The following is a 19537-nucleotide window of genomic DNA, read 5'->3' on the forward strand; positions in this document are numbered from 1 at the left end:
CACAACGGGACGAGCCTCACGTGAACGCCCGGTGGCCGCGGGGTGACCGGTAACGTCGTGGCGTGGCTCTTCCCCTGTTGTCCCCCTTGGACAATCCCGCGCACGCCGCCCTGACCGGTCCGCACGCGCACTTCGCCCAGTCGCACGGCCGCGCCGTCCGCTACGACCCGGCCGTCTCGCCGTGGGCGGCCATGCCGGACGAAGCGGACGAAAGCATCTGGGCCGACCTGGCCGCGCTCGCCGGGCCGGGTGGCACGCTGTCCCTGCCCGGGCCCGCGCTGCCCCCGCCGCCGGGCTGGACCGTCGAGATGGACGTCCCGGGCGTGCAGATGGTGGCCGAGACCGTCGAGACCGCCCCGGACGACGAAGCGGTACAGCTGACCGCGGCCGACGTGCCCGACATGCTCGCACTGGCCGAGCGGACGCGGCCGGGCCCGTTCCTGCCGCGCACGGTCGAACTCGGCACGTACCTGGGCTTCCGCCACGAGGGACGCCTGATCGCGATGGCCGGGGAACGCATGCACCCGCCCGGGTGGACCGAGATCAGCGCCGTGTGCACCGACGCCGGGTTCCGCGGGCGTGGACTGGGCACGCGGCTGGTGCTGGCGGTGGCGCACGGCATCGCGGCCCGCGGCGAAACCCCGTTCCTGCACGCGGCCGCGGCGAACACGAGCGCGATCCGCCTCTACGCCGCGCTCGGTTTCCGGCTGCGCCGGGACATCGACTTCGTGTCGGTGCGCGTGCCGCGGGCCTGAGACTCGCCCGATCGGGTTCCCGCGGCGGGGCGGGAGTGTCCCTTCCGGACCGCGGTTTCCCTGGCCCAGCGGCATTTCCCCCAGCCGCGTCACCGCCGGTGAACTGGTGCGACCCGTGTGACCTTGATTACCCTACGGGCAGAGACCAGGCCAGAAGGGCTGTCGGGGAGGAGAGTCATGAGCCACCAGGCGCGCAACTCCACCGGTGCCGTGAGCACGGCCGTCCAGCGCGGGCCCCGGGTTCCCGTGCCGCGGGCCGCGCCGGGGGCCCTGCGCGTCGAGGTCTTCTGGCCGCTGCCCGGGATCGCCGTGCTGAAGGTCGCCGGCGACGTCGACGTGGCCACCGCCGCACCGCTGACACGCGCCCTGGACGAGCTGACCGCCCACCGGCCACGGGTCGCGGTGGTCGACCTGACCGGGGTGAGTTTCCTCGGGTCCGCGGGCCTGGCCGCGCTGGCGGGGGCGAGCGAGCGCACGGACGTGCGCGTGGTGGCGCCGACCCGGCACACGGCACGGCCGCTGTCGATCACCGGTCTCGACCAGCGCATGCCGGTCTACGGCAGCCGCGACGAGGCCCTCAGCTCCTGCTGATCGCCCGCAGGTCGCGCTCCGCCCACAGGGTCCCGTCCGCGGTGTGCCCCCAGCGCGTGCTCACCGAGTCGAGCACCCGGGCGCCCAGGCCGAGATCCAGCCGTGGCGGCACGCCGGTGACCTCCACCCGCAGCACGCCGGCCGCGAACCGGAACAGCCGCACCTCGAACGGCGCGGTCCCGTGCTCGCAGGCCGCGCCGGCCAGCCCGTCGGCCAGCAGGAGCACGTCGACCACGACCGGCGGGGCGGCACCCGCCACCAGCTCGCGGACCCGCCGCCGCAGCGGCGCGAGCCCGCCCGGGCCGTCGAGCCGCACCCTCGTCGCCGGGGTGGTCGCGTCCAGTGCGTCCGACAAGGGGCCTCCGCTGTGTGGTCAACGGCCGTCCAGGGTCGTGTTCGATCACACCCTGAACCGAATGAAATCACGCGGACGGGCCGCGCACAGCACCCGCTCGGGTTCATCGCACCACCCGGATGGCGGAAGATCGGAGGTCAGGCGGGGGCGGGCGGCTCCGGATCGGGCGGCCCGAGCGCGGCGTCGATCGCGGCCTCGACGATCGACTCCATCGTCGCCAGGTAGGTCGCGCCGACGTGGTTGTCGTCGAGGTAGACCAGCACGTTGCCGATCACCGGCGGGCACACCGCCTCGTCGCAGTAGTAGTCGCTGAAGTCCAGGAACGACACGTTGGGCGGGACGTCGTCGAGGAAGCGGTACGGCGGGTCGTCCGGGTAGAAGTCGGCGCGCGGCGGGTTGCACTCCGGGGCGTCGGCGCCGCGCAGCTCGGCGCATTCGGAGGGCGCGTAGTCGTAGCGGGGGTTGTCGCGCGCCGCGAGCACCGGGATGCCGGCCGACTCGATCTTGCGCCACTGCTCGACGTACCCGGGCGGCGTCCGCTCGGTGAGGCCGGCGCGGACGTCGCGGGTGGCCATGGTGAACACCGCGTCCGGCCGCAGGTCCAGGATCTCGTCCAGGGCGGCGGCGTTCCAGTCGCGGCAGGCCTGGTCGTCCGGGTCGATCTCGGACTCGGTGGAGAACGGGCAGCTGCCGCGCGACATGACGACCAGCTGCCAGTTGCGCCGCTGCGCGATCGGTTCGAGCGCCGCGACGAACTGCGTGGGGTGCGAGTCGCCGACGACGACGAGGGTCTTCTCCGGCGGGCCGTCCGGTGTCGTGGTGCACACCTTCAGTTCCGCGCCGCGCGGTGACTCGGTGCAGTTGTCGATCCAGGCCCAGTCGGCGGGCAGCGCGACCGGTGACGGCACCGGGGTCACCTCGTCCGCGCCGCGGTAGACGAACCCGGGCGTGCGGGCCAGCGCGCCGGGGTGGTCGCGGTCGCCCGCCGCGGTCACCTCCGTCCGCGAGACGCCCGCGATCCGCCAGGCGCCCGCGGCGGCGAGCACCGGGATCATCGCGAGCACGGCGAACCGGTAGGCGCCGCGCACCGGTAGTCCCGACCGGCGGACCGGGGACTCGATCAGGTGGTGGGTCGCCACGGACAGCGCCAGCGCGATCGCGATGACGGCGGCGCCGCCGAGGGGCCCGACCTCGCCGCGGCCGCGGTGGACGAGGTAGAGCACCAGCACGGGCCAGTGCCACAGGTAGAGGGAGAAGCTGAGCCTGCCCAGGTAGGCCAGCGGCCGGGTGGTCAGCAGCCGGTCGGCGGCCACCGCGCTGCCGGTCGTGCCGGCCAGCAGCCCCATCGCGGCCGAGGCGACCGGCCACAGCGCGGCGTAACCGGGGAACACCGTGCCGACCTGCAGGACGAGCCCGCACGCGACCAGCCCGGCGACGCCGAGCCAGCCGAGCGCGATCCGCAGCGCGCGCGGCAGCGTGACCGCGTCGATCACGAGGGCGAGCAGGCCGCCGAGCGCGAACTCCCACACCCTGGTGAGCGACGAGAAGTAGGCCAGCGGCTGGTTCTCGGCGGTCAGCCACACCGAGTACGTCAGCGACGCCGCGGCGACGACCGCCAGCGTGCCGGTGAGCGCCACGCGCAGGCGTCCCCGCGCCAGGGCCGCCACCGCGGCCACCAGGAGCGGCCAGACGACGTAGAACTGGCCCTGGATGGCGAGCGACCAGAAGTGCTGCACCAGGCTGGCGTCGGCGTGCCGGGCGAAGTAGTCGGCCGAGTCCGCCGCCAGCTGCCAGTTCTCCAGGTACAGCGCGGCGGCGAAGACCTCGCGGATGGTGCCGGGCCAGCGGCTCTGCGGCAGCACGAGCGCGCCGGCGACGACCACCACCAGCAGCACCGTGAGCGTGGCCGGGAACAGCCTCGTGATCATCCGCGCCCACAGCGGCCTGAACTCGACGCGCCCGCGCAGGCCCGCGCGGAAGAGCTGGCCGGTGATGAGGAACCCGGTGAGGAAGAAGAACACGTCGACGCCGCCGGAGATCCGGCCGAGCCACACGTGGTAGACGACGACCAGGACGCAGGCGAGGGCGCGCAGGCCTTCGATCTCGGGGCGGAACCGGGTGCGCGGTGGCGTCTGGCTCATCGTCACCTTTCCCGATCGGCGTTCCCGGCGGGATCGAGATTACCGATCGTCCCCGCGGGGTCCGGTTAGGGTCGGGAGGATGGACATCGATCTCCGGGATTTCGAGCGGGTCGCGATCCCGCTCGACGGGCGGCGCGCCGCGGCCGTCGCCATCGTCGTGTCCGGCGCGGATCCGGCGATCTGGCTGACCCGGCGGGCGAGCGGCATGCGGGCCCATCCGGGGCAGTTCGCGCTGCCCGGGGGCCGCCTGGACGCGGGCGAGGACGCGGTCGCCGCCGCCCTGCGCGAACTGGCGGAGGAACTGGGCGTGACCGCGAGCCGCGATGAGTGCGTCGGCCTGCTCGACGACTACCCGACGCGGTCCGGCTACGTGATCACGCCGGTGGTGGTGCGGCTCGGCGGGACACCGCGGCTGCGGCCCAACCCGGCGGAGGTCGCGCACGTGGACGTGATCCCGGTGCGGGACCTCGCGGTGGAGCCGCGGTTCCTGACGATCCCCGAGTCGGACCGGCCGGTGATCCAGCTGCCGCTGGTCGGGCATCTCGTGCACGCCCCGACCGCGGCCGTGCTGTACCAGTTCCGCGAGGCGGCGCTCTACGGCCGCACGACGCGCGTCGCGCACCTCGAGCAGCCGGTCTTCGCGTGGCGGTGAGCTCCTCGATGGCCCGGGGGCCGCTCGGCTGCCCTGCGGTCCCCCGTCGCGTTACGGCCGTGGGGGTGGCGAGGCCGTGCCCAGGTGGGGTGGGCGGTCGGCCCCGACGCCGGGCGCTCACCTGGCGGGGCCGGAGCCGGGCGCGGTACCCGCCCGACCGTCGGACCTCAGCCGCGCTGGGCCGATTGCCCCGCCGCGCTGGGGCCGTACGGGTGCCCCGGCCTCTGACGTCGCGGGTGCGTGCCCACGCCGCCCACCGAGCCGATCCACGGAACACTTCCCCACCGGGGGAACCTGACAGAGTCCACGCGCTCCCCTGATGAGGCCCGAGCCGGGCGGAGTGTCCACCGGCCGCCGGACCTCAGCCGCGCCGGGCCGGTGGCGCCGGGACCGCACGGGTGCCCCCGCCCTCTGGCGTCGCGGGCGGGGTGCGTGCCCACGCCGCCCACCGAGCCGACCCACCGAGCCGATCCACGGAACACTTCCCCACCAGGGGAACCCGAGAGTCCGCGCGCTCACCTGGCGAGGCGGGCGCGATACCCGCTCGGCCGCCGGACCTCAGCCGCGCTGGGCTGATTGCCCCGCGGCGTCCGGTGTCTCCGCGCCGGCCTCGCGCACTCGCCACTTGTCCAGGCCCCCGCCGAGCCGGTCGGCGTAGTGCTCGGCCGCCGCCTGCGTCGGGAACCGGATCTCCTGTGCGCGCGAGACGTGCGTGATCTTGTAGGCCATCGCCACTCCCCTGCCCCTGTCGTACTCAATCGCGGCCCGTCACTCCCCGACCGGCCGCGTCGAACACTAGAACACCTGTTCGAGGGCACGCAAGGCGACACGCCGGGGATCACCGGGGAATTTTCAGAAGTCCATTGTGGACAGCCGGATCGGGTGACGTGGCACGGGGTGTCACCCCGGGCCGGACCGGGCGGCGGCACGGCCGTGCGCGGGCCGCGGAACGAACCTCGGCGCGGGCACAGCATCAACCACCGTCGACCCGGACCGGCACCAGATGCGCCCGGAACCAGTCCCGGGCCGCGCACGCCGCCTCCGCCAGCACCCCGGGCTCCTCGAACAGCCCCGTCGCCCCGGGCACCGCCACCAGGTGCGCCTCCCCGCGCAGCTGCGCCCGCGCCTTCCGGTTCACCTCCAGCACCTCGGAGTCGCGCGCGCCCGCGATGAGCATCGTCGGCGCCCGCACCCATCCGAGCCGTTTCGCCGCCAGGTCCGGCCGCCCACCGCGCGCGACGACCGCCGCCACCTCGACCCGGTAGTCCGTCGCCGCCCACAGCGCGGCCGCGGCTCCCGTCCCGGTGCCGAAGTAGCCGACCGGCAGCCCGGTGCGCCGCCGCACCCAGCGGGTCACCTCGACGAGCCGGTTGGCCAGCAGTTCGACGGCGAACACGCGTGCCCGGTCGGCCTCCTCGCTCGGGGTCAGCAGGTCCACCAGGAGGGTGGCGATGCCGGCCTGGTGCAGGACGTCGGCGGCCGAGCGGGCGCGCGCGCTGTACCGCCCGCTGCTGCCGCCGTGCGCGAACACGACGATCCCGGCCGGCCGCTCCGGCATGGTGAGCCGCCCGGCCAGCGGCACGGCACCGGCGAACACGGTGACCTCCTCGTCGCCGGAGCCCGGGTCGGGTTCCCCGGCCTCACCCGCGAGCAGCCGTGCCACCTCCTCGTCCGGGGTCTGCGCGAAGTCGTCGTACCACTGGCCCACGGCGGTGAACGCCGACGGACACTCCAGGCACACCAGCTCGTCGGCGTCCTGCCGCAGCGCTTCGAGCGCCTGCCGCGACCCGACCGGCACCGCGAGCACGACGTGCGCCGCCCCGTCCGCCCGCGCAGCCTCCACCGCGACGCGCGCGCTGGCCCCGGTCGCGGCGCCGTCGTCGACGACGATCGCGGTCCGGCCGGCCAGCGGCAGCCGCGTCCCCCGCGCCCGGAACCGCGCCGCGCGACGGTCCAATTCGGACCGTTCCACGGACTCGATGCGCGCCAGCTCGGCCTCGTCGATCCCGAAACGCCGCACCAGGTCCCGGTCGACCACGCGCAGCCCGCCCTCGCCGACGGCGCCCAGGCCGAGTTCCGGCTGGAACGGCACCCCGAGCTTGCGCACCAGGATCACGTCCAGCGGCGCCCCGAGCGCGCGGGCCACCTCGTAGGCCACCGGCACACCCCCGCGCGGCAGCCCGAGCACGACGACGTCCCTGCCTCGCCACCGGTCCAGTCGCGCCCCGAGGCGGCGACCGGCGTCCCTCCGGTCGGTGAACGGCATCGGAGTACCTCCTCCGCGAAGTTCTCCGGCGACCGTATCCGCGGCACCGGCCCGCGGCGAGGGTCATTGGGCCTCACTGGGCCGAACGGCCCCACGATGACGGCCGGGCACCGAGCGTGGCCGCGGTGAGATCCGCACCGCGATCATGCGCCGGTTCGGCCGTTAGAGTGGTGGTGTGGACACGGTTGTGGCCGCCGGTGGCGGCAAGCTCCGGGGATTCGTCACCGGCGACGGCCTGGCGGAGTTCCGGGGCATCCCGTTCGCCCGCGCGGCACGGTTCGCCCCGCCGGAGCCGGCCGAGCCGTGGACGGGAGTCCGCGACGCCACCCGGCACGGTCCGGTCAGCCCGCAGCCGCCGGTGCGGCCGGACGGCGTCATGGGCGTGCCGCGGGACGTGCCCGGCCAGGACGAGGACTGTCTCAACCTGACGGTGCTCACGCCCGCGGCGGACGACCGGCGCCGGCCGGTCCTGGTGTGGCTGCACGGTGGCGCCTACGTCACGGGGGCCGGGTCGTTCGGGTTCTACGGCGGACACCGGCTGGCCCGCGAGGGCGACGTGGTGTTCGTGGCCCCCAACTACCGGCTCGGCGCGCTCGGGTACCTGCGCCTGCCCGGGGTCTCACCCGGCAACCTGGGCCTGCTCGACCAGCTCGCCGCGTTGCGGTGGGTGCGGGACAACGCCGCGGCCTTCGGCGGCGATCCGGACGACGTCACCGTGTTCGGCCAGTCGGCCGGGGCGCACTCCATCGCATGCCTGATGGCACTTCCGCAGGCGCGCGGGCTGTTCCGCCGCGCGATCCTGCAGAGCGCACCGCTCGGGCTGCGGCTGGCCGGCGCGCGCACGACGGCTCGCACCGCGCGGCTGTTCACCACGTCACTGGGCCGCGATCCGCGGACGGCGCCGGTGGCGGACATCCTCCGCGCGCAGGCCGAGACCATCGTGAAGGCGGGCGGGCCGGGCGGGTTGTACTCGGTGCCGCCGTTCAGCCCCGCCGCCGACGCCCCTCCCCTGCCGGGCGTCGCGCAGTGGCTGTCGCAGCGGGCCCGGTTCGCGCCGGAGGTCGACGTGATGATCGGGACGACCGCGGCGGAGATGAACTCGTTCCTCACCGGCAAGCCCGGGATCGCCCAGCTGGAGCGGTTCCCGGTCACGGCGCGCGGGATGGACGCGGTGAAGGCCGGCATCACGCGGTGGATGTTCGGCGGGCCGTCCCGCGCGTTCGCCGACCAGCTCGCGGCGCGGGGCGGGCGCGTGTACAGCTACGTGTTCGACTGGGGCGCGCCGGAATCCCCGTACGGGGCGGGGCACTGCGTGGACCTGCCGTTCCTCCTCGGGGACGAGTCCGCCTGGCGCGAGGCCCCGATGCTGGCCGGCGCGGACTGGACATCGCTGGACGAGATGGGCCGGGAACTGCGGGCGGCCTGGCTGTCGTTCGCCCGCACGGGCACGCCGTCACCCGAATGGCCGCACCACGCCCCCAAGCTGGCGCCGCACCGCCTGCCCTGATCCTGGGTGCCGGCGCCCTGCCCCCAGGTGCCGGACGCGGCTCACGCGCCCGGCGGCCCGCAGCCGGGTGGCCTACGTCAGTCCCGGCGGTCTTGCTCCGCCAGGAACCGCTCGAACTCCGCACCCAGTTCCTCCGCAGTCGGCATCGAGCCGTCGTCCGCCAGCAGCGTCTTCTTCTCGTCCATCGCCTCGACGAACAGGTCGTACTGCCGCTCCAGCGCGTGCACCACCTCGGCCACCTCGTCGGATTCCGCGACCTGCCGGGCGATCTCCGCGTCGGTGCGGCGCGAGGCCAACCGCAGCGCCTCGTCCGGCAGGGACAGGCCCGCGAGGCGCGTGATGGAGCCCAGCACGGTCAGCGCCGCCGCCGGGTAGCGGGACTGCGCGAGGTAGTGCGGGACGTGCGCGGCGAACCCGACGGCGTCGTGCCCGGCCTCGCCGAGCCGGAACTCCGTCAGGTTCAGCGCGCTGCCCGGCACCTCCAGCCGGTTGAGCACCGGCTCGTAGTCGCCGATCAGGTCGCGCCGCGTCGCGTGCGCGGTCACCCCCAGCGGGCGTGTGTGCGGCGCACCCATCGGGATCCCGTGGAACGACACGGTCATCCGCACGTCCCACCGCTCGGCCAGCGACCGCACCGCGGCCGCGTACCGCTCCCACATCGCATCCGGCTCCGGGCCGCTCAGCAACAGGAACGGCGTGCCGGCCTCGTCGTGGAACAGGCGCACGTCCAGCTCCGGTGTGGCGTAGCTCTCCCAGTGGTCGGTGTCGAACGTCATCACCGGCCGCCGCGCCCGGTAGTCGATCAGCCGGTCCACGTCGAACCGCGCGATCACCCGGTTGTCCCAGTTCGCCTTGAGGTGCTCCGTGACGAGCGCCCCCGCCTGGCCGGCGTCCATGAAGCCGTCGAGCTGGTGCAGCAGCACCGCCCCGCTCAACTCCGGGAGCTCCGAGTCCACCTCGTAGAGATCCGTCGGATCGAACACCACAGCCTCCTGCCTGTCCTGGCACCTCTTCCCAGCACTCAACGTAGCGAGGGCGGCGATCCATCCCGCCGAGAGGCCCGGATCCGCCGGGCTACTGGGCCAGTCGGGCGAAACCGCCCCATAACGCTGTTCAGCGGTGTTAGTTTGGATCTCGCAACGTAACGGCCGATCCACCGAGCGTGATCATCCCGGCCGCTGGACCCCGGGGGACCGCCTATGAACGCCGACCTCGCCGAACCGGCACGGCAACTCGTGCACGCCATGGCCACCGACCCGCACGGGGACTTCTCGCCCTCGGTGTACGAGACCGCCCGCCTCGTCGCCCTCGTCCCGCACCTGGCGGGGCACGCGAACCGCGTCGCGTTCCTGCTGGCCGAGCAGGCACCGGACGGCGGCTGGGGCGGCCCGGAGGGGTACGGGCTGCTGCCCACGCTCAGCGCCGTCGACGCGCTGCTGGCGGAGTCCGGCCGCACCGGCGCGCCCGCGCCGGCGGCCGCGGCCCGTCGCGGCCTGGAAGCGCTGTCCACGCGGTGGGGCCCGCGCCTGCGCGCCGCTCTCCCGGACACCGTGGCCGTCGAGATCCTGGTGCCGGCACTCGTGTCGGCCGTCAACGCCCGTCTCGGGGCCGTCCTGCCGCACCCGGACGGGACCAGCCCGGAGTTGCTGGACGGGTTGCGCCGGATGGTGGACCGGGGCGCGGCGCCGCCGGACAAGATCCTGCATTCGCTGGAGGCGCTGGGGGCGGCCGCACGGCGCGTCCCGTCCGCCCGGCCCGGCGCCGACGGTCTCGGGTGCTCCCCCGCCGCGACGGCGGCCTGGCTGGGCCCAGGCGGCAGCGGCCCCGGCCTGAAGTACCTGGAGGACCTCCAGGCCCGCCACCGCGGCCCGGTGCCGGTAGCCGCGCCGCTGGCGCTGTTCGAGCGGTCGTGGGTGCTGTCCGCCTTCGCCGGCGCGGGCGTGCCGGTCGCGGTCCCGGACGGCGTGCTCGACGGCCTGGCGGCCGGGATCGGACCGCACGGGGCCGCGGGCGGCGCCGGCCTGCCCCCGGACGCCGACGACACCGCGACGGTGCTGCACGCGCTCGCCGCGCACGGCCGGGCCCACCCGTGCGACTGCCTGCGCGAGTACCTCGCCGGCGACCACTTCTGCACCTACCCGGACGAGCGCACGCCGTCGGTGACGACCAACGCCCACGTCCTGCAGGCCTTGCGAGCGCGGGGACCGTCCGAAGTGGCCGATGGGGTCGCCGGGTGGATCGCGGAGCGGCAGCACCCCGACGGCAGCTGGACCGACAAGTGGCACGCCTCCCCGTACTACGCCACCGCGCGGTGCGTGATCGCACTGGCCGCCGGCGGGTACGCCGAGACGGCCCGAGCCCGGGCGTTGCGGTGGCTGCTGGACACCCAGCGGCCGGACGGTTCGTGGGGCCGGTGGTCGGGCACGTTCGAGGAGACCGCCTACGCGGTGCAGGTCCTGGCGCGGGCGGGCGAGCGCCGCGCCGACGAGGCCGCCGCGCGCGGGTGCGCGTTCCTGCTGTCCTGGCCGGATGCCGGGCATCCGCCGCTGTGGCACGACAAGGACCTGTACACGCCGGGCCGGATCGTGCGGGCCGAGGGGATCGCCGCGCTGCACCTGGCACTCGCCCGGCCCCGCATCGGCGCAGTGCTGGCCCGGTGGTGCCCCGGGCCGGCCGGGCGGACGGCGTGAATGAACCGCACCGAACTCGCGCTCGCCGTCGCGCCCCTGTCGTTCCTGCACGCGCACGCCGACGACCCGGCGGCGACGCTGGACGTCCGCGGCGGTCCCGCGCCGAAGATCCTGGTGTGGCACCACGACGTGCTCACCTCGCTGTTCCGGCAGGACGCGCACCTGCGGCATCCCGGCAGCCGTTCCCTGTCCCCGCTGCTGGGCCCGAGGTCCGTGCTCTGGGCGGACGGTGCGCGCCACGCCCACTACCGGAAGGTGTTCGGGGCACCGCTGCGGGGGCGCCGGCTCGAGGCGTACCACGGGGTCATCGCCGAATCGGCCGGCGCGGCCGTCGACGCGCTGCCCGCCGGCACGGTGTTCGGCCTGGCCGGGTGGACGCGGCGGCTCGCGCTCACCATTGTCGGGCGGATCATCCTCGGCGCGGCCGATCCGGTGCTGCTCGGCGACGTGACCGCGTGGCTCGACCGGGCGCTGGGCTCACGCCACCGCCTGCTGGCCGACCGCCTGCTGCGGGGCGGTCCGCCCTCGTCCGGCCCGGAGCTGGACGCCCGGCTGGTGGCCGCGGCGCGGTCGGGGCGGGACCGGACGAGCCTGATGGCGGCTCTGCTGACCGGCGACCCCGCCGTGCCCGACGCCGAACTGCGCGACCAGGTGGTGTCACTGCTGTTCGCCGGCCACGAGACGACAGCGTCGGCGACCGCGTGGACGCTGTACTGGCTCACCCGCCGCCCGGACCTGCTCGACGCCGTGCTGTCCGAAGTGGACAACGGCGGGGACGGCTCCGATCCGGCGGGCTTCCCGGTCCTGCAGGCGGTGATCTCCGAGGCGCTGCGGTTGCACCCGCCGGTCGAGGTCGCCGGCAACCGGATGCTGACCGAGCCGATGGAGCTGCCCGGCCGGACGCTGCCCGCCGGAACGGTCCTCACACCCGGGATCTACCTGGCGCACCACCGAGCCGAGTACTTCCCCTCGCCGCACACCTTCGACCCGGGGCGGTTCCTGGACCGGCGTGGCACCCCGGAGGGTTTCCTGCCCTTCGGCGGCGGCAGCCGGTACTGCCTGGGCAGCCAACTCGGCCTGCTGGAGATCCGGATGATCACGGTGGCCGTGCTGCGCCGCCGCGTGCTGCGGTGCGTCAACCCGCGTGCCGGCGTGGTGCGGTTGCGGGGCCACGCGATGGCGCCGTCCGCGCGGCTGCGCATGGAAGTCGTGTCGTGCCGGGACTGACCGGGTGGCGGGCGGTGCTCCTCGTGCACCGGCTGCACTTCCCGTTGCCGTTGAGCTACCTGGCCTACGCGTGGTGGGGGGCGGCGTTCGCGGCCGCGGAACCGCGCGACCTCATCGGCGGGCCGGTCCTGGTGACCGTGGCGGCCACGGTGTTGTCGCTGCTGGCCGGGCTGGCGCTGAACACCGCCGCCGACGTGCGCACGGACCGGCACGACCGGGACAAGACCGCGCTGACGGGTGCGGCCGGACGGTTCGGCAGCAGGCGGATCTTCGGCTGGGCCGCGGCCGAAGCGATCGCGGCCATGGTGCTCGCGGCGGTGGTGGCGCTGCGGCTGGGGCGGTGGGCGGTGCCGGTGGTGCTCGCCGCCGCGCTCGCCGCGCACCTGTCGTACAACCTGGAACCGGTGCGGTTGAAGCGGCGCGGGCTGGCCGGGCCGGCGGTGTTCGGTGCCGGGTTCCTGGCGGTGCCGGGGATGGCGTCGTACTTCGCGGTGCGGCCGGCGCTGGAGGCGTCGATGGTGCCCGTGCTGGCGGGGCTGTGCGTGCTCGCGTTCGGCCGGACGACGTGGTTCTCGGTCCCGGACCACGAAGCCGACGCGCGGACGGGCATCGGCACGCCCGGCGCGCGCTACGGCCCCTGGCGGACGTTGCTGGTCTCGTGCGGGCTCGTCGCGGCCGGGCTCCTCCTGCTGGGGGCCGGGCTCTGGTGGCGCTACGGGGCGGCGTGGGCGATCACCGGAGCGGTGACCGAAGGGGCGTTCCTGGCCGGGATGACCGCGCTCGCCGGACCCCGGCGCTCGTTGTCCCGCATGCGGGAACTCGCCACGCCGATCGTGCTCCTCGGCGATCTCAGCCTGGTGGCGATCCCGCTGCTGGCGGGCTGACGACGGCTGCCAGCGCGGCGATGTCCCCCGGCCCCACGCGGCAGCAGCCGCCCACCCAGGACGCCCCCGCGTCCAGCCAGTCGCGCACCAGTGCCGGCGCGAACCGGGACGAGCCGGCCCACCGGCGGGCTCGCGCGTCCCAGTTCTCGCCGCTGTTGGGGTAGGCGATCACCGGTTTCCCGCTCGCCTCGCGGGCGATCGTGACCGCCGCGGCGACGTCGCGCGGGTCGCAGCAGTTGACCCCGACCGCGACGACCTGGTCGTTGCCCCGCGCCACGGCGAACGCCTCGGTCAGCGGCTGCCCGCCGCGCGTGGCCTCGCCGTCGATGGTGTAGGACAGCCACGCCGGCACGCCGAGGCCTTCGATCGCCAGCAGCATCGCCTCGGCTTCGTCCACATCGGGCACCGTCTCGCACGCCAGCAGGTCCGGACCGGCCGCGGCCAGGACCTCCGCGCGGGGACGGTGGAAGGCCGCCAGCTCCGCCACGGACAAACCGTAGTGGCCGCGGTACTCCGAACCGTCGGCCAGCGTCGCGCCGTACGGGCCGATCGACGCCGCGACCAGCTGACCGGGATCGGTGCGCGCCTCCCGCGCGAGTTCGACGCTCACCTCCAGCAGCCGGACGGCCTCCCCGCGGTCCAGGCCGGCCTCGGCGAAGCCGGCGAAACTGGCCTGGTAGCTGGCCGTCGTCGCGACCCGCGCCCCGGCGCGGAAGAAGGCCCGGTGGGCCGCGACGATCTCCGCCGGGTCGTCGGCGAGGAGCCGGGCCGACCACAGCGCGTCGGACAGGTCGTGGCCGCGCGCCTCCAGTTCGGTGGCCAGGCCACCGTCCAGGACGACGGTCACGGCCCGGCGCGCAGGAAGGTCAGCTCGCGCCACCACACGTCGGCGAGCACGTCCAGCACGAGCCGGCGGTCGTGGCCGACGCCGCGGATCAGCCAGTGGTAGCAGGCCTGTTCCAGTTGCAGCACCAGCAGCAGCGCGCGGGTGAGCCCGGCCTGCTCGTGCTCACCGGTCCACAGTGTCAGGTACGGGCCCAGCTCGCGGGCCGCGTCCACGCCCCACTGGTAGTGCCGCGCCGCGACGCGCGGATCGTCGGCGACGGCCTGGGTGAGCACGTCGATCTCCACGGCGTAGCGCGACCAGAACGCCAGCACCTCTTCGTCCAGCCACGCGCGCACGCGGTCCTTGGTCAGCTCGGGGAACCGCGCGAGCCTGCGGTAGAGCGCCGCGGTGTCGGCGAGGATCCGCTCGAACAGCGCGGCCGCGATGTCGGCCTTGTCGCGGAAGTGCGCGTAGAACGTGGCCCGGCTGCCGTTGGCCGCGGCCACGATGTCGGCGACCGTGGCGGCGTGGTACCCGAGGTGGGCGAAGACCTCCCGGGCGCACTCGAGGTAGCGGTCGTGTGCTTCCCGCCACTGCTGCTCGCGGAACGTGTTCCGGGCAGGCGTGGAGATGCCGGTCATCACCCCATCGTAGTGCGCCGTGCGGGCAACGACATCTCCGCGGCACCGGTTTTTCCCTGCCGTGCCGGAGGATCGGCGCCGCGGTCCGGACCACCGGCGCCGGGAGGCGCGCGTCCCGCGGGCGAGGGGACGCGCGCCGGGCCGGCTCGGCGGGGAGGGTGGAGCGGCACCCGGCGCCGGGGATCGGCCCGGGACAAAGGAGTCAACCCGGCGACGAGTGCCTGGCTCTAGACTGAACGAGCGAACTCGTGACGGAAACGAACCACCGTTGCACTTTCGGTGTACTTGCCGGCGCTCGATGTGGTTACCCTGATCGCGTGGCCGGGACGAACCCTCCGGGAGCGGCGACCGCCCAGCAGTGGACGGGGCGGGAGGCGCGGCTGCTGCGGCACGCCCTCCGCCAGTCGGTGCGGGGGTTCGCCGCCTATCTCGGCGTCGCCGCGCGCACGGTCGCGAAATGGGAGAGCGGCGGCGCTTCCACGGTGCCGCGGCCGGATACCCAGGCCATCCTCGACACGGCACTGGCCAGGGCCGACGCCGCCGCCCGCACCCGATTCGAGGTGCTGGTGACCGAGGCGCGCGACACCGACCGCGCGACGCTTCCGGCTCCCCGCTACGACTACGAGTCCTGGACCGACGACCTGGACCGGACGGTGGCGTGCCTGGGGCGCCAGGAGTTCCGGCTCGCCCGCGCGCTGCTGGACCGGTGGCTGGGGCGGTTCGAGCCGAACAGCTCCGACCGGCAGGGCATGTACCTCTACGGCCGGTCGCTGCGGCTGCTCGGCGAGGTGCGGCAGGACCAGGGCGCGCTGCGCGGGCCGCTGTCCGCCGAGCACGTCTACCGCCAGGCGCTGCGGGTGTTCACCGAACTGGAGTCGCCGCGCCGCGTGGCGCAGCTGGAACTGCAGCTGGTGGTGATCGAGGAGATGTCCGGGCAGCTGGAGTCGGCCGCCGCGCGGTACGCGAGCCTGACCGCCGACGAACGGCTCTCGGCGCACGACCGCACGCGCGCCCGGCTGTGGGTGGGTACGGCGCTGAGCAAGCGCGGGCTGCACGAGTCGGCCACCGCGCACATCGTGCCGGCGATCCGGGAGTTCGAGGCGCTGGAGGAACCCGCGGACTGGTCGATCGCGCACCAGAAACTGGCGCTGGCGCACCGCGGCGCGGGCGATCTGGCCGCGGCCGGCCGGGCGATCGAGGTGGCGCTGTCCCACCGCGTCGACGACACCCCGCTGCAGCAGGTGCGGCTGGACACCGCGCACGCGCACATCCTGCTCTCCGACCGCGCCACCGCCGATTCCGGTCTCGCCATTCTCGACCGCACCGCGGAGATTTCCACCCGCTACGGCCTGATGCACCAAGTGCGCAGCATCGACGGCATCCGCCGCGGATTCGGGTGCCGGTAAGAACGACGATGCGGAAAGCACTGCTCGACCGGGTGTGGGCCGACGCCGAACTCGTCTGGGAGTTCCACCGCCTGCGGCACCACCCGAAGCCGTGCTCGGCGGCGGTGGCCTTGGGCTGCAACGATCTCGGCGTCGCCGCGCACGCCGCGGAGCTCTACCACCGCGGCTTCTTCCCCGTCGTGGTGTTCAGCGGGGGCAACAGCCGCGAGACCGCCCGCGCCTTCCCGCGCGGTGAGGGGGTGCACTACCGCGAGCGCGCGCTCGAACTCGGCGTGCCCGACGAAGCGATCCTGGTGGAACCGCGCGCCACCAACACCGGCGAGAACATCACGCTCTCGCGCGAGGTCCTTTCCGCCGCGGGGATCGCGGTGTCGACGGTGATGCTGGTCTCCATGCCCTACATGGAACGCCGGGCGTTCGCCACCACTCGCAAGGTGTGGCCGGAGGTCGAGCCGGTGTGCGCGTCGGCGCCGGTGTCGCTGACCGAATACGCGTTGCGGACGCGGCACGGGACCGAGCTGATCGACATGATCGTGGGCGATTTCCAACGGCTGATCGAGTATCCCCGAAAGGGATTCGCGATTCCGCAGAAAATTCCCCCGATCGTGTATTCGGCGTATCGGCGGCTGGTGGCCGCCGGATTCTCGAGCCGCATGCTGTGATTCCATACGGCCCGTGCCCGAGACGCTTTCCTGCGCCGTCCATCAACCGAATCTCTTTCCGCGACTGTCCACACTGGCCAAGTTGTTCCGCGCCGACGTGTGGGTCGTGCTCGACGACGTCCAGTTCAACGCCCGCGACTACCAGCACCGCGCCCGGCTGGCCGCGCCCGGCGACCCGGAGTCGCAGCGCTGGCTGACCCTGCCGGTGCACCGGCCGCGCGGCCGGGACAGCCGCATCGACGAACTGACCCTGGCCGACCCGCACGGCACGCATCGGACCGTGTCCCGGCTGGTACGCCAGTACTACGGCCGCTGCACCCACTGGGGCGGCACCGCCGGGATCGTCGACGAGGTCCTGACCGCGCTGGCGCTCAACGAACGCCTGGCCGTCGTCGCCGAGGTGTCGGTGCGGGCGATGCTGGTCCGACTCGGGTGGCGCGGCGCGGTGGTGCGCAGCAGCGACCTGCCCTCGCGCGACGGGCGGTCCGAGCGGCTGGCCGATCTCACCGCCGCCGTGGGCGCCGGCACCTACCTGTGCGGGCGGGGTGGGGCGAAGTACCTGAGCGAGCACCCGTTCCTGGAGCGGGGCCTGCGGGTGCGCTACCCGCCGCCGCCCCCGTTGAGCCACGAGCGGGGCCTGCGCACCGCGAGCGCGCTGTGGGCGTTCGCCGAGCGGGGCGCCGAGGGTGTGCGCGATGCGCTGGCCGTGGAGTGCGTACCGGCGCGCTGAGGTCAAGACCGGTTCTACACAAGGTAAAGACGATTCCGGCAACCGGGCCTTCACCCCCGCCCGGTTACCCTCCGGCGAGTGCGTCTGTCTCGTGGTGTGCCCAGGTTCCTCGCGTGCTGCGCGGTCGCGGGAGTTCTCGTCGCCGGGGTGGTGGCGCCGGTCGCGCTCGGCGCGGGTGTGCTGTCCAACCAGGTCGCCGACGCGGTCGACGGCATCTCCGCGTCGCTGGCCGCGAGCCAGCAGCCGCTGGTGACCACGGTGACCGATCGCGATGGCACTCCGATCGCGACGCTGTTCGACCAGTACCGCCTCCCGGTGACCGCCGAGGGCATCTCCCCCGCGATGAAGGCCGCGATCGTGTCGATCGAGGACCGGCGCTTCTACGACGAGGGCGGCGTCGACGTCAAGGGCATGGTGCGCGCCGCGCTGCACGACTCCTCCGGCGGCAGCACCCAGGGCGGGTCGACGATCACCCAGCAGTACGTCAAGAACTACCTCATCAACGTGGTCGACCGCGGCGACCGCGCGGCGCAGCTGGCCGACCAGGCCGACACCCTCGCGCGGAAGCTGCGCGAGGCCAAGATCGCCGTCCAGCTCGGACAGACCGAATCCAAAGAGGACATCCTCACCGGCTACCTGGACGTGGTCGAGTTCACCGGCAACATCTACGGCGTCGGCGCGGCCGCGCACGCGTATTTCGGGACCACACCGGACAAACTGACCGTGCCGCAGGCCGCGCTGCTGGCCGGGATGGTCAACAACCCCAGCGTCTACAACCCCTACACCCATCCCGACCAGGCGCTGCGGAGGCGGAACCTGGTGATCGACGCGATGGTCAGCACGAGGACGCTCACCGAGGCCGACGCCGCCACGGCCAAGGCCGCGCCCCTGGGCGTGCTGCCGGACGGGCCGGACGTGCCCGCCAGCACCTGCCTGGGCGCCGCACCCGACGCCGGGTTCTTCTGCCAGTACGCCGAGAGCTACCTGATCCAGGCCGGGTTCACCGCCGACCAGCTGGAGACCGGCGGCTACGTCATCCGCACGACCCTGGACCCGCGGGTGAGCCGGATCGCGAAGGACGCCGTGGACGCCAACGTGCCGACCACCCAGGACGGTGTCGCCAACACCTTCGCGGTGATCCGGCCCGGCACGAGCACGCACGAGGTGCTGGCCATGGTCGCCAACCGCAACTACGGCACGGACCCGGCCGCGGGCGAGACGTCGACGAACATCATCGCCGGCACGGGCAACGTGTTCGGCGCCGGGTCGTCGTTCAAGATCTTCACCTCGGCCGCGGCGCTGGAGTCCGGGAAGGCGGGACTGGACACGCCGCTGCCCAACCAGGCGGGACAGTGCTTCACCCAGCCCGGCGCGAACCGGTACACGCCGCCGTACTGCGTGCAGAACGACGGGGTCAACTACCCGGACCCGATCTCGCTGCGGGACGGGCTGGCCACCTCGCCGAACGTCGCCTTCGTCAACCTCGAGCAGCAGGTCGGCATGCCGGCGGTCCTGGACATGGCACGTCGGCTGGGCCTGCGCACCACGCTCAACACCAGCGACGCGGGCGCCAAGCCGGATCCGTCGTCGTCGAACACCCAGTACAGCGAGCCGCAGTCGCAGTACTTCCAGGACAAGCTGTCGTTCACGCTCGGCAACAGCCCGGTCAGCCCGCTGGAGATGGCCAACGTGTCGGCGACCCTGATGAGCGGCGGCACGTGGTGCCCGCCGAACCCGATCCTGTCGGTCACCGACCGGTACGGCCACGCCGTGCCGGTGAAGCAGCAGGCGTGCGAACAGGCGGTGCCGCCGGGGCTGGCGAACTCGCTGCTGTCCGGGCTGAGCCAGGACACCGTGTCGGGCACCTCCGCGGCGGCCGCCGCCGCGGCCGGGTGGCACCACGCGGACTTCGGCAAGACCGGCACCACGCAGCAGAGCGAGTCGGTGGCGTTCGTCGGCGGCGTCGACGACTACGCCGTGTCGTCCATGGTGTTCGCCGACGGGCCGCACCCGCAGGAGATCTGCCCCGGCACGCCGGTCCACCTGGGCTCGTGCGGGCACGGCGCGTTCGGCGGCACGGTCGCCGCGCCACCGTACTTCCACGCGATGAGCCAGATCCTCGGCGACCGCCCGGACGTCCCGATCCCCGCCCCGGACCCGGCCTACCTGCGCGCCCGCTCCTAGCCACGCACCGGGGCCGTGTC

At 74.2% G+C, this 19537-nt stretch carries 18 protein-coding genes; 11 read left to right on the top strand and 7 right to left on the bottom strand.

What is annotated here, in order from left to right; translation table 11 throughout:
* Window positions 1-74: 74 nt before the first annotated feature.
* Both FB470_RS29375 and FB470_RS29380 read left to right on the top strand, forming a co-directional pair.
* Window positions 75-755, top strand: a complete 681-nt coding sequence (locus FB470_RS29375; RefSeq protein WP_306999547.1) for a GNAT family N-acetyltransferase — start codon at window positions 75-77, stop codon at window positions 753-755.
* A gap of 177 nt (window positions 756-932) precedes the next feature.
* Entirely contained in the window at window positions 933-1346 is a 414-nt protein-coding gene (locus FB470_RS29380) for an STAS domain-containing protein (protein ID WP_306996649.1), read from the top strand.
* Here the strand turns inward: FB470_RS29380 and FB470_RS29385 are convergent.
* The gene (locus FB470_RS29385; RefSeq protein WP_306996651.1) at window positions 1333-1701 is read right to left on the bottom strand and encodes a hypothetical protein; all 369 of its coding nucleotides are present in this window, start codon (window positions 1699-1701) and stop codon (window positions 1333-1335) included. The genes FB470_RS29380 and FB470_RS29385 overlap by 14 nt on opposite strands.
* 137 nt (window positions 1702-1838) lie before the next feature.
* Window positions 1839-3842: an acyltransferase family protein gene (locus FB470_RS29390; protein ID WP_306996653.1), complete on the bottom strand. Its 2004-nt coding sequence runs from the start codon at window positions 3840-3842 to the stop codon at window positions 1839-1841.
* 79 nt (window positions 3843-3921) lie between these two features.
* Between FB470_RS29390 and FB470_RS29395 the strand changes: the two genes are divergently transcribed.
* Entirely contained in the window at window positions 3922-4494 is a 573-nt protein-coding gene (locus tag FB470_RS29395; protein WP_306996655.1) for an NUDIX hydrolase, read from the top strand.
* Between the two features lie 558 nt (window positions 4495-5052).
* Here the strand turns inward: FB470_RS29395 and FB470_RS29400 are convergent.
* Together FB470_RS29400 and FB470_RS29405 are read right to left on the bottom strand one after the other, a co-directional pair.
* Window positions 5053-5223 (bottom strand): hypothetical protein, encoded by a 171-nt coding sequence (locus FB470_RS29400; RefSeq protein WP_306996657.1) that lies wholly within the window; start codon window positions 5221-5223, stop codon window positions 5053-5055.
* A 244-nt stretch (window positions 5224-5467) separates the two neighbouring features.
* A complete protein-coding gene (locus tag FB470_RS29405) occupies window positions 5468-6760 on the bottom strand; it encodes a phosphoribosyltransferase family protein (RefSeq protein WP_306996659.1) in 1293 nt (430 codons plus the stop codon).
* A 175-nt stretch (window positions 6761-6935) separates the two neighbouring features.
* On the opposite strand from FB470_RS29405, the gene FB470_RS29410 reads away from it, so the two are divergent.
* Entirely contained in the window at window positions 6936-8267 is a 1332-nt protein-coding gene (locus FB470_RS29410; protein ID WP_306996661.1) for a carboxylesterase/lipase family protein, read from the top strand.
* Between the two features lie 77 nt (window positions 8268-8344).
* Here the strand turns inward: FB470_RS29410 and FB470_RS29415 are convergent, their stop codons facing one another.
* Window positions 8345-9253: a proteasome assembly chaperone family protein gene (locus tag FB470_RS29415; protein ID WP_306996663.1), complete on the bottom strand. Its 909-nt coding sequence runs from the start codon at window positions 9251-9253 to the stop codon at window positions 8345-8347.
* A 213-nt stretch (window positions 9254-9466) separates the two neighbouring features.
* Between FB470_RS29415 and FB470_RS29420 the strand changes: the two genes are divergently transcribed.
* Genes FB470_RS29420 through FB470_RS29430 form a run of 3 tightly spaced genes read left to right on the top strand, consistent with a single transcriptional unit; the run spans window position 9467 to window position 13068 of the window.
* The gene (locus FB470_RS29420) at window positions 9467-10957 is read left to right on the top strand and encodes a prenyltransferase/squalene oxidase repeat-containing protein (RefSeq protein WP_306996665.1); all 1491 of its coding nucleotides are present in this window, start codon (window positions 9467-9469) and stop codon (window positions 10955-10957) included.
* Complete coding sequence (locus FB470_RS29425) at window positions 10958-12184, top strand: cytochrome P450 (RefSeq protein WP_306996667.1); 1227 nt, start codon at window positions 10958-10960, stop codon at window positions 12182-12184.
* The gene (locus tag FB470_RS29430; protein WP_306996669.1) at window positions 12172-13068 is read left to right on the top strand and encodes a UbiA family prenyltransferase; all 897 of its coding nucleotides are present in this window, start codon (window positions 12172-12174) and stop codon (window positions 13066-13068) included. The genes FB470_RS29425 and FB470_RS29430 overlap by 13 nt, the downstream gene beginning before the upstream one ends.
* On the opposite strand, the gene mmuM is transcribed toward FB470_RS29430, so the two are convergent.
* Both mmuM and FB470_RS29440 read right to left on the bottom strand, forming a co-directional pair.
* The gene (gene mmuM, locus FB470_RS29435) at window positions 13034-13915 is read right to left on the bottom strand and encodes a homocysteine S-methyltransferase (RefSeq protein WP_306996670.1); all 882 of its coding nucleotides are present in this window, start codon (window positions 13913-13915) and stop codon (window positions 13034-13036) included. The two genes, FB470_RS29430 and mmuM, sit on opposite strands and share 35 nt — an antisense overlap.
* Window positions 13912-14535 carry a TetR/AcrR family transcriptional regulator gene (locus FB470_RS29440; protein WP_306996674.1) on the bottom strand — a complete coding sequence of 208 codons (624 nt, stop codon included), beginning with the start codon at window positions 14533-14535 and terminating at the stop codon, window positions 13912-13914. The genes mmuM and FB470_RS29440 overlap by 4 nt, the downstream gene beginning before the upstream one ends.
* A 317-nt stretch (window positions 14536-14852) precedes the next feature.
* Between FB470_RS29440 and FB470_RS29445 the strand changes: the two genes are divergently transcribed.
* The 4 genes from FB470_RS29445 (at window position 14853) to FB470_RS29460 (ending at window position 19517) form a co-directional block, all read left to right on the top strand.
* Window positions 14853-15941 carry a helix-turn-helix domain-containing protein gene (locus FB470_RS29445; protein ID WP_306996676.1) on the top strand — a complete coding sequence of 363 codons (1089 nt, stop codon included), beginning with the start codon at window positions 14853-14855 and terminating at the stop codon, window positions 15939-15941.
* An 8-nt stretch (window positions 15942-15949) separates the two neighbouring features.
* Window positions 15950-16603: a YdcF family protein gene (locus FB470_RS29450; protein WP_306996678.1), complete on the top strand. Its 654-nt coding sequence runs from the start codon at window positions 15950-15952 to the stop codon at window positions 16601-16603.
* Between the two features lie 13 nt (window positions 16604-16616).
* The gene (locus tag FB470_RS29455; protein WP_306996679.1) at window positions 16617-17333 is read left to right on the top strand and encodes a WbqC family protein; all 717 of its coding nucleotides are present in this window, start codon (window positions 16617-16619) and stop codon (window positions 17331-17333) included.
* 78 nt (window positions 17334-17411) lie between these two features.
* On the top strand, window positions 17412-19517 hold the full coding sequence (locus tag FB470_RS29460) for a transglycosylase domain-containing protein (protein ID WP_306996681.1): 2106 nt from the start codon (window positions 17412-17414) through the stop codon (window positions 19515-19517).
* The last annotated feature ends 20 nt before the right edge of the window (window positions 19518-19537 follow it).

It is taken from the genome of Amycolatopsis thermophila (genome assembly GCF_030814215.1).
Classification (GTDB): Bacteria; Actinomycetota; Actinomycetes; order Mycobacteriales; family Pseudonocardiaceae; genus Amycolatopsis_E; species Amycolatopsis_E thermophila.